General features: G+C 60.5%; 13 protein-coding genes. 10 read left to right on the top strand and 3 right to left on the bottom strand.

Annotation, left to right across the window (positions count from 1 at the left end):
* The 3 genes from OQK_RS22910 to OQK_RS22900 all read left to right on the top strand — a co-directional run.
* Positions 1-782 (top strand): LysR family transcriptional regulator (locus OQK_RS22910; protein WP_016774474.1); only part of this gene is annotated, 782 nt, incomplete at its 5' end.
* 112 nt (positions 783-894) lie between these two features.
* On the top strand, positions 895-2,040 hold the full coding sequence (locus OQK_RS22905) for a sterol desaturase/SRPBCC family protein (protein ID WP_016774473.1): 1,146 nt from the start codon (positions 895-897) through the stop codon (positions 2,038-2,040).
* Positions 2,037-3,113: an SMP-30/gluconolactonase/LRE family protein gene (locus OQK_RS22900; RefSeq protein ID WP_016774472.1), complete on the top strand. Its 1,077-nt coding sequence runs from the start codon at positions 2,037-2,039 to the stop codon at positions 3,111-3,113. Before OQK_RS22905 ends, OQK_RS22900 begins: the two co-directional genes overlap by 4 nt.
* A 131-nt stretch (positions 3,114-3,244) precedes the next feature.
* On the opposite strand, the gene OQK_RS30835 is transcribed toward OQK_RS22900, so the two are convergent.
* Together OQK_RS30835 and OQK_RS22895 are read right to left on the bottom strand one after the other, a co-directional pair.
* Positions 3,245-3,409 (bottom strand): hypothetical protein, encoded by a 165-nt coding sequence (locus OQK_RS30835; protein WP_016774471.1) that lies wholly within the window; start codon positions 3,407-3,409, stop codon positions 3,245-3,247.
* A gap of 99 nt (positions 3,410-3,508) precedes the next feature.
* Positions 3,509-3,763 carry a DUF465 domain-containing protein gene (locus OQK_RS22895; RefSeq protein ID WP_016774470.1) on the bottom strand — a complete coding sequence of 85 codons (255 nt, stop codon included), beginning with the start codon at positions 3,761-3,763 and terminating at the stop codon, positions 3,509-3,511.
* A 204-nt stretch (positions 3,764-3,967) separates the two neighbouring features.
* Between OQK_RS22895 and OQK_RS22890 the strand changes: the two genes are divergently transcribed.
* The gene (locus tag OQK_RS22890) at positions 3,968-4,489 is read left to right on the top strand and encodes a DUF4142 domain-containing protein (protein ID WP_016774469.1); all 522 of its coding nucleotides are present in this window, start codon (positions 3,968-3,970) and stop codon (positions 4,487-4,489) included.
* A gap of 56 nt (positions 4,490-4,545) precedes the next feature.
* Here OQK_RS22890 and OQK_RS22885 read toward each other — a convergent pair whose 3' ends face one another.
* Positions 4,546-4,809: a hypothetical protein gene (locus OQK_RS22885; protein WP_038862096.1), complete on the bottom strand. Its 264-nt coding sequence runs from the start codon at positions 4,807-4,809 to the stop codon at positions 4,546-4,548.
* 260 nt (positions 4,810-5,069) lie between these two features.
* On the opposite strand from OQK_RS22885, the gene OQK_RS22880 reads away from it, so the two are divergent.
* The 6 genes from OQK_RS22880 to OQK_RS22855 form a co-directional block, all read left to right on the top strand.
* Positions 5,070-5,921, top strand: a complete 852-nt coding sequence (locus tag OQK_RS22880; RefSeq protein WP_016774467.1) for an STAS domain-containing protein — start codon at positions 5,070-5,072, stop codon at positions 5,919-5,921.
* Positions 5,922-5,925: 4 nt separating this feature from the next.
* Positions 5,926-6,288, top strand: a complete 363-nt coding sequence (locus OQK_RS22875; protein WP_016774466.1) for an STAS domain-containing protein — start codon at positions 5,926-5,928, stop codon at positions 6,286-6,288.
* The gene (locus OQK_RS22870; protein WP_016774465.1) at positions 6,285-6,689 is read left to right on the top strand and encodes an anti-sigma regulatory factor; all 405 of its coding nucleotides are present in this window, start codon (positions 6,285-6,287) and stop codon (positions 6,687-6,689) included. The genes OQK_RS22875 and OQK_RS22870 overlap by 4 nt, the downstream gene beginning before the upstream one ends.
* Positions 6,686-7,699 carry an ATP-binding protein gene (locus OQK_RS22865; protein WP_038862093.1) on the top strand — a complete coding sequence of 338 codons (1,014 nt, stop codon included), beginning with the start codon at positions 6,686-6,688 and terminating at the stop codon, positions 7,697-7,699. Before OQK_RS22870 ends, OQK_RS22865 begins: the two co-directional genes overlap by 4 nt.
* Positions 7,692-8,567 (top strand): sensor histidine kinase, encoded by an 876-nt coding sequence (locus OQK_RS22860; protein WP_016774463.1) that lies wholly within the window; start codon positions 7,692-7,694, stop codon positions 8,565-8,567. The genes OQK_RS22865 and OQK_RS22860 overlap by 8 nt, the downstream gene beginning before the upstream one ends.
* On the top strand, positions 8,557-9,420 hold an 864-nt coding region (locus tag OQK_RS22855; protein ID WP_038861588.1), incomplete at its 3' end, for an ATP-binding response regulator. The genes OQK_RS22860 and OQK_RS22855, both read left to right, overlap by 11 nt.

Raw genomic sequence — 9,420 nt, 5'->3', positions numbered from 1 at the left:
CGCAGACCGCCATCACCGCGCGGGTGCAGAAACTCGAAAGCCAGTTGGGCAGTACGCTGTTCGTGCGCAATCGCGCCGGGGCGAAGTTGACGGCCAATGGCGAAGCGTTCGTGATCTACGCCAATCAACTGGTGCAGACCTGGGAAGCCGCGCGCCGCGACTTGCCGCTGCCCGAGGGTTATCACAACGTTCTGCATATCGGTGGCGAGGTCAGCCTGTGCAACCCGTTGATGCTCAGTTGGGCGGCGGAACTGCGCGAGAAAATCCCCGGCCACGCACTGCGCATGGAAATTCGCGATGGCGAAAATCTGCTGCGTCAGCTCGAACTCGGTGTGCTCGATGCCGCGCTGGTTTATCAGCCGGAATACTGGCCGGGTCTGCAGGTCGAGCAAGTGCTGGAGGAAAAACTGATTCTGGTGCGCGCGCCCGAGCGTCCGGAGCCTTACGTCTACATCGACTGGGGCCCGGATTTCCGCCGCCAGCACGACGCCGCCCTGCCGGAAAAAGCCAAAGCCGCGCTGAGCTTCAACCTTGGCCCGCTGGCCCTGCAATACATCCTCGAACATGGCGGCAGCGGCTATTTCCGCACTCGCGTTGTGCGCACTTACCTGGAGACCGGCGCCCTGGAAGCCGTCACCAAAGCGCCGGAATTCGGTTATCCGACCTATCTGGTGTATTCCCGTGATCGCGACTCGGCCGTGCTGCAACAGGCCTTCGATCTGTTGCGCGAAGTGATCCGCACCGATGACGACTGGTCACAGCGCTGGAATCCGTTGAGCTGACGGGCAGCTTCAGTCCAGAGCATGGCGCTTAAGGCCGCAAGGTTCGTCCTGCACAAGTCAGCGGATCGGCTAATCTGCCGGGTATAACAACAATACCCGCAGGTGAAACGCATTGAGGCAGACCACCGAGGCATTCCGCAGCCGCTACCGGGCGGCCATTCATCCTTTGTACAACCCATGGCTGCACGGCGCGTTCGTGCTGCTGTTCGGCTTTTTCGCGGTCGCTGCGTTCTGGCGCACGGTGCATTCGGCGAGCTGGCTGGAATGGCTGACCGTGCCGCTGAGCCTGTTGTTGTTCAACTTCGGCGTATACATGGTCCATCGCCATTTGGGCCATCACAAAAAAGCTTTCGCAAAGATGTTCTACGCGCGGCATGCCGGCGACCATCACAGCTTTTTCACCCCCGGGCACATGACCTACGACAGCGCGCGGGACTGGCGGGTGATTCTGTTTCCAGCCTGGCTGATCGTCATTCATACGCTGGTGATCACGCTGCCCCTGTGGTGGTTGCTCGCGCAGGTCAACGCCAATGTCGCCGGGCTTTTCGCCGGGTGCATGGTGCTCGGTTATCTGCTCTATGAGGTGTTCCATGCCTGCGAACATCTGCCGCCGCAGAATCCGTTGACTCGTTTGCCGTGGATCCGCCAGATGCGCCGTCTGCACGAACTGCATCACCGCCGCGAGCGCATGCAGGAGCGTAATTTCAACATCGTTCTGCCCTTGATGGACTACCTGTTCGGCACGCTGTACCTCGAGCCGGAACCCGCCCCTTTGAGTGATTCGCAAATGCCCATGACGCGCATGCAGCACCAGATCGATATCGCCGGCGAGCCGGTCGCTGTGCTGGCCTATGCCGCCAGCGTCAGTCACTGGCCGGACTGGCATCCCTCCTCATTGAAGATTGACGGTCCGCACGGTCCACTGCATGCCGGTGCGCGTTTCGAAGAGGACATCCATGCCGGCGGACGTGCCGGTCACTTGCGCTGGGAAGTCACTGAATACCTGCCGGGCCGGCGCTGGTGCGCACGCGCGCAAAGTGATCAAGGCCTGTCCCTGCGTTTGACTTACGAGTGCTCGGCGGAGGCTGGTGGCACGCGATTCGTGCGTACGCTGGAATATCGCTTTGACGGTTTGCTCATGCGTCTGGCTAATCGCCTGTTGCTCAAGCGGCGCATCGAGCGCGAGTCTGCCGCGTCCATGCTTGCCCTGCGCGACACGACCGCGCAGTACATCGGCGCGGCGAGGGCCAGCGCGTGAAATTACGTTATCTGCTGTGCCTGCTGATCGCTCTGGTCATCGCCTTCTTGTTGTTGCTGCCGACCAAGGTCGAACCAGTGGCCTGGACACCGCCACCGGCGCCCTCGCTGAAGGAAGGCATCTACGCGGACAACCAGCGCCTCAAAGCTGTGGTGAAGGTCGGGCCGAGCGACATCGAAGGGCCTGAGGCGCTGCTGCTGGAAGACGAATTTCTCATCACCGGATTGCATGACGGCCGGCTGATCCGCAGCAGCCTCGACGGCACCCAGCGCAAGGTCCTCGCCGACACCGGTGGCCGTCCATTGGGCCTGGCCCGTCATCCGAACGGCATGCTGGTGATTGCCGATGCGGTCAAAGGCTTGCTGTCGCTGGATGCACAAGGCCGCGTGATCCCCTTGACCACCGAGGCCAACGGCGTGCCATTTGGATTTACCGATGATGTGGCGGTCGACAAGTCAGGCCACTACGCCTACTTCAGCGATGCCTCGAGCCGCTGGGGCTATGGCCATGACGGTGAGGCGATCATCGAGCACGGCGCCGACGGCCGTTTGCTGCGTTACGACTTTCAGAGCGGCAAGACCAGCGTCTTGCTCGACAAGTTGCAGTTCGCCAACGGCGTCACCCTTGGCCCCGACGAAGCCTATGTGCTGGTCAATGAAACCGGTGCTTATCGCATCAGCCGCTACTGGCTGAGCGGGCCGAAGGCCGGTACCCATGATGTGTTCATCGACAACCTGCCGGGGCTTCCGGACAACCTCTCGTTCAATGGCAGCAATCGCTTTTGGGTAGCGTTGTACGCGCCGCGCAACGCGTTACTCGATGGCACCGCGCAGCACCCGTTCGTACGCAAGATGATCGTGCGGGCGTTGACGGTTTTGCCCAAGCCTGTCGAAAAGCGTGGGTTTGTGCTGGGACTGGATCTGGACGGCAAGGTGATTGCCAATCTGCAGGACGCGAGCGAAGGCAATTATTCGCCGATTACCACGGTGCGCGAATATGGGCAGTGGTTGTATTTCGGCTCGTTGAAGGCGAGGCATATGGGGCGGATGGGGTTGGATGCGGCGCTGAAGTAAAACAGCAAAATTTTCGCAGTATGGACCGACGCTATCGCTGGCAAGCCAGCTCCCACAGTGTCCGTGTGAACTCCAAATATGTGTTCACCAGATGAACCTGTGGGAGCTGGCTTGCCAGCGATAGCGGTCTGTCAGTTGCCGGACCGGTCGAACTTCTCCGGATCTTCATCCTCCGGCAGTTCTTTCACGGTTTTTTCCGGATGCGCTGTGGTATGCGCCGGGCTGTTGGGTTCAGGGCGGGTCGGAATCGGGTCGAAGCCGCCCTGCTCTTCACTGGGGAATTTCGGATCGTTCATGAGGCACCTCGCAACGAGTCGATGGTTTGCAGACTCTGCACATTGGAGGTGCCGTGGGTGGTCGCCGTTCCCTTTGGATGGCGACCACGGGTCAGGTAATTACTGACCGGTCAGCGGCTGCCCGGCCAGCCGGGCGACGATCTGCTCCTTGACGATGACCCGCTTCTCTTTGAGCTTCTTCAATTCGTCATCACTGGGGGCGTCTGACTGGGCGTTCTCGGCCTCGACCACTTCAGCATCCACCTCGAAATACTTGTTGAGCAGCGAATCCAGCTTCGCATCCTCGGAGCGTTTTTGCTCGATCTCTTCCTTCTTGCAGCCCAGGTCCTGATACAGATCATGTGAAACCGGCATGAAACACCTCCATCAAATTGATCGACAACCAGCGCGACCGATGCGCTGACTCGTTATCAGCATGGCCTTGCGCAATGGCTTCTGTCGACACCCTGTCAGACCAGCGGTTGCCGTTCGTCGCCCTGTCGTAAATGCAATAAAACCTTTGGCTTGTGCCTTCGCTCCATTGGATAACGCTCACAAAAACCTGCGTGGAGACACCCAATGGACGGATTCAACCTGCGTCATCTCGCTCTGGCTGTTGCACTGTCTGCCGGCATGGGCAGCGCCTTTGCCGCGACCGACAATGACTTTGTCGATAACGCCGCCGCCGGTGGCATCGCTGAAATCGAAACCAGCCGCCTGGCTCTGGAAAAAAGCCAGTCAGCTGACATCAAAGCCTTTGCCAACCAGATGATCACCGATCACAGCAAAGCCAACGATGAGCTGGCAGCAATTGCCAAGGCCAACGACATCGAAGTCCCGGACACCACCACCCTGGTCAAACAGGCCAAGGAAAAGATTCTCGACATGCGCGATGAATCCTTCGATGCGGCCTACGCCAACAACCAGGTCAAGGCTCACGAAGAAACCATCGAGCTGTTCAAGAAGCAGGCAAACACCGTGACCGATGACAAGGCCAAAGGCGCCACTGAACTGAAAGCGTTCGCGCAGAAGATGCTGCCAGCGCTGGAAAAACACCTGGCCCACGCCAAAGAGCTGCAAGCCAAACATCCGAGCAAGTAACCGCCCGGCAATAAAAAGGCCGCATCCTTCGATGCGGCCTTTTTGCGTTTCAGCGATCAACCGCCATCGGTGTCGATATCGGCGTCGGTGCTTTCGCCCGGTTCAGGACGGTCCGGGTCAGGCTTGAAGCCGGGGCTGAAGTCGTTGCTGTTGTCATTGTGATGCTGCTTCTGATCGACCTCGGCAGCCGCGCTGTCCGCCTGTCCTTGTTCAGCCGGCGCGGGGGTATTTTGTCCCGGTGTCTGCGGGTCGATGGCCGGGTCGTTGCGGTTAATTGACTCTGAGGACTGATTTTGCTGTTGCGGCGCTTGCTCGTTCATATCCACCTCATTCATAGTCCTGCCTCCTTCTTCCAGCACGACTGGAAAACGTCGGGCATGCAGATTCGAAGCCTGACGCCGCAGATTCGTTCAAAAGATCGCTGCCTGTTGCCACGCCGACTAGAGTTGCCGGGGCCTTCGACGCGGTAGGCAGAAAAATTCGCCGCTGGGTGAACAACTATTTCAAGCGGCAAATGTCAGTCAATTCGCGCCGGTCATTTCGCTGAGCCGGCACCATTACGTAACGGAGCGACACGCACATGGCAGCACTGCAGAACAGCACAGTTGAAGCAATCAGGAACAACCAGGCTCAACTGCTGAGCGAATGGACCAAACGCCTCGAAGCCAGCGGCGCCACGCGCAATCTCAAAGAACACGACCTCGCGCAGCAAACCCGCGACTTGCTCTCCCTGCTGCTGGCCGGTCTGGAAAACGGCAACGGCAGCAAGATTGCCGCCGCAGGCTGGGAAGACACCCGTCAGTTTCTTGAAAAGCTGTCGCAGAGCCGCGCCCTGCTCGGCCAGGATTCCCAGCAAACCGCCAACTTCATCTTCGCCCTGAAGGGCCCGTTGTTCGCCCTGCTGCAAAACCATTATCAGGACCAGCCGGCACTGCTCGCCGAGCAACTGCTGGAAGTTTCCGAACTGCTTGATACGGTCGGCATGCACACCATCGGCACCTTCCAGAAATCCCGCGAAGCGGTGATCAAGCGTCAGCAGGAAGAGCTGCTGGAACTGTCGACGCCGGTGGTCAAGCTGTGGGATGGCGTTCTCGCCCTGCCAATGATTGGCACACTCGATTCGCAACGCACCCAGGTAGTCATGGAATCGCTGCTGCAACGCATCGTCGACACCGGTTCCGAGATCGCCATCATCGACATCACCGGCGTGCCGACCGTCGACACCCTGGTCGCCCAGCACCTGCTGAAAACCGTGACCGCGATTCGCCTGATGGGCGCTGATTGCATCATCAGTGGCGTGCGTCCGCAGATCGCCCAGACCATCGTTCACTTGGGTCTGGATCTGCAAGGCGTTGTGACCAAGGCCAACTTGGCCGACGCCTTAAAACTGGCCCTGACTCGCCTGGGCATCAGCCTCGGCAAAGCGGTCTGAGCCGATGGAACGTATTCCGATTCTTCAAATGGGCGATTTGCTGCTGGTGACCATTCAGGTCGACATGCACGACCAGCTCGCCATGACCCTGCAGGACGATCTGTCCGAGCGCATCAGCCGGACCTCGGCCCGTGGCGTGCTGATCGACATCTCGGCGCTGGACATGGTCGACTCGTTCATCGGACGCATGATCGGCACCATCTCGGGGTTGTCGAAAATCATGGACGCCGAAACCGTGCTGGTCGGCATGCAGCCGGCCGTGGCGATCACGCTCGTTGAGCTGGGCATGACCTTGCCGGGCGTCAGCACCGCCCTCAACGTCGAACGCGGAATGAAACTGCTGCAGGATCGAGTACGCCTGCAATGACCGTACGCAGCAGTGGTACTCAACCCATCCTGATCGAACAGGACGTGGTACTGGCCCGCCAGACCACGCGCAAGCTCGCCACCGAATGCGGCATGCGCCTGATCGACCTGACCAAACTGGTCACCGCCGTCAGCGAGCTGGCGCGTAACACCATGGTCTATGGCGGCGGCGGCGACATGGATTGGCAGATCCTCGAGGAAAACGGCCGGGTCGGTTTGCGCATCACGTTCCGCGACGAAGGCCCGGGCATCCCCGATATCAAACTGGCGATGACCGACGGCTGGACTTCCGGCAGCGGATTAGGCCTCGGCCTGACCGGCGCCAAACGTCTGGTCAACGAATTCGAACTCGACACTGAGCCCGGCAAAGGCACGCGCATTACGATCACACGATGGACATGAATATCACCGGGTCGTTGACCCAGGTTCTGCCGATCGAGGACAGCAGCCAGATCGGCCACGCCCGGCGCACCGCGCAAAAACTCGCCGAGAAGCATGGCTTCGACGAAAACGATGCCGGCCGCGTCGCACTGGTCGCGACGGAACTGGCAAGCAACGTGCTCAAGCATGCCCAGCGCGGCGAGTTTCATCTGCGTGTGCTGACTCGTCCGGATAACGGTTTCGGCATCGAAATGCAGACCGTGGATCGGGCGCAGGGCTTTGATCTGGATGCCTGTCTGGCGGATGGCTTTTCCACTGGCGGCACACAAGGCATCGGCCTCGGCGCCGTATCGCGGCAGACCAATGTCTTCGATGTCTACGCCGACCACCGTGGCGCGGTGTTACTGGCCCGGGTCTTTGCGCGCAGCGATCGTCAGGCGGATATCCGCTTCGGCGTCAGCCAGCATTCGCTGCATGCCGATCCAGCCTGCGGCGATGTCTGGCATCTGGCATATGAAGGCTCGCGGATCAGCGCGCTGGTGGTCGATGGCCTCGGACATGGCGAGGACGCCGAACGTGCCGGTCTGGCCGGGGCCCAGGCATTCGCCCGGGCACCGTTTGCCGATCCAGTGGTATTGATGGAAGACCTGCATCAGGAAATGCTCGGCACCCGTGGCGGCGCCGTCGCTTTCGCGCAGTTCGACAGCCAGCGCGATGGTCTGACGTTCGCCGGTGTCGGTAACATTGGCGCCAGTCTGCTCGAGGCTGGCAAATCCCGTGGCCTGGCCTCGCACCCCGGCATCGTTGGCGGCCAGTACCGTAAAGCCAAACCCTTTGACTATGCTCACGTGAACGGACATTTATTGATCATGTACAGCGACGGCTTACAGTCCCGTTGGAATCTCAAAGACTACCCCGGCCTGGTGCATCGCCATCCGTCCGTGATAGCCAGCGTCCTGCACCGCGACTTCTGTCGTGGTCGCGATGACGTGACGGTACTGGTCGTTGCTCTGGAGGTCGCCCATGGCTGAATCGACTACCTTGAGCCATGCCGAACAGGCGGCGCTCATCGCTCAGTTGCAGCGCGAAACCACTGCCCTGCGCGAAGAACTCGATGAAACCAACCAGGGTGTTCTGGCGCTATACGCCGAGCTCGACAATCAGGCCGAAGAACTGCGTCAGGCATCGGATCTCAAGAGCCGTTTCCTGTCATACATGAGCCATGAATTCCGTACACCGCTGGGTTCGATTCTGAGCATCAACAGTCTGCTCGCTGACGAACTCGACGGTCCGCTCAGCCCTGAACAGCACAAGCAGGTGGCCTTCGTCAGCACCGCTGCCCGCGAGCTCAGCGACATGGTTGATGACCTGCTCGATCTGGCGAAGATCGAAGCCGGGCGCATCAGCATCTCGCCGGCCTGGTTCGACATGTTCGACCTGTTTTCGGCCCTGCGCGGGATGTTCCGGCCAATCGTCGATGCTTCGGCGGTGGATCTGATCTTCGAAGAGCCGCTGGGCCTGCCGCGCCTGTATACCGATGACAAGAAGCTCGGGCAGATCCTGCGCAACTTCATTTCCAACTCGCTGAAATTCACCACCCGTGGCGAAGTGCGCGTGTCGGCGCGACTGGAAGGTGAAGACAAGGTGCGCTTTGCCGTCAGCGACACCGGCATCGGCATCGCGGCCGAGTTGCATGACACGCTGTTCGAAGACTTCTCCCAAGTCGATTCGCCATTGCAGAAGCGTCTGCGCGGCACCGGTCTGGGTCTGTCACTATGCAAGCGTTTCGCCGCCCTGCTCGGCGGTGAAGTCGGGGTAGACAGTACGCCGGGCGTGGGCTCGACGTTCTTTGTCATCATCCCGCTGGCAATCGCTCTGGAGAACGTCGATGAATCGTGACATCCGCCTGTTGATTGTCGATGACAACGTCGCCACCCGTTACGCCCTGCGTCGGCGCCTGGAGCGCCACGGCTACACGGTGCTCGAAGCCGGCACCGGCAGCGACGGCCTGGCCCTGATCGAGAGCGAAGCCCTCGATGCGTTGATCCTCGACGTCAACCTGCCGGACATGAGCGGTTTCGACATCGTCCGCCTGTTGCGCGCCGACCCGCGCACCGCGCTGCTGCCGGTGATTCATGTGTCAGCGGCGTCGATCCAGACCGGCGACATCATCACCGGCCTCAACGCGGGCGCCGATGCCTATCTGATTCACCCGGTCGACCCCGATGTGCTCTTGGCGACGCTGCGTACCCTGCTGCGGGTGCGCGACACGGAAAATGCCCTGCGCGAAAGCGAGGCGCGTTTCCGCGAGATCTTCGCCAACGTCTCGGCGCCGATCGCCGTGCTCGATGCCAATCTGAAAGTGCATGAGTGCAATCACGCATTCGCCCAATTGATCGTCGATAACCGCGATCAGCAGGCGCTGCGTGAATGCTTCGCCGAAGATCAATGCTCGATCCTCGATGAACTGCGTCTGCGTCTGGTCGACGGCGAACGCTGGAAAGGCACGCTGAACATGCGCGTGCAGGGCGAGATTCGCGAGACGCAATGGCAGATTTCGCCGTATCGCACCCCAGAGCTGAGCCTGGTGTTCGTCGAGGACGTCACCGAACACCGCCACCGCGAGCGCTCGCATCTGGCGCGACTGGATGACACCACCACGCAGCTGGCCAAGGAAGTCGCCGAGCGCGTGCACGCCGAAGCGCAATTGCTGCAAGTGCAGAAAATGGATGCACTGGGCAAGCTCACCGGC

Source organism: Pseudomonas sp. R62, from assembly GCF_000257605.1.
Classification (GTDB): Bacteria; Pseudomonadota; Gammaproteobacteria; order Pseudomonadales; family Pseudomonadaceae; genus Aquipseudomonas; species Aquipseudomonas atacamensis.
This window is presented reverse-complemented; position numbering and strand designations above follow the sequence as displayed.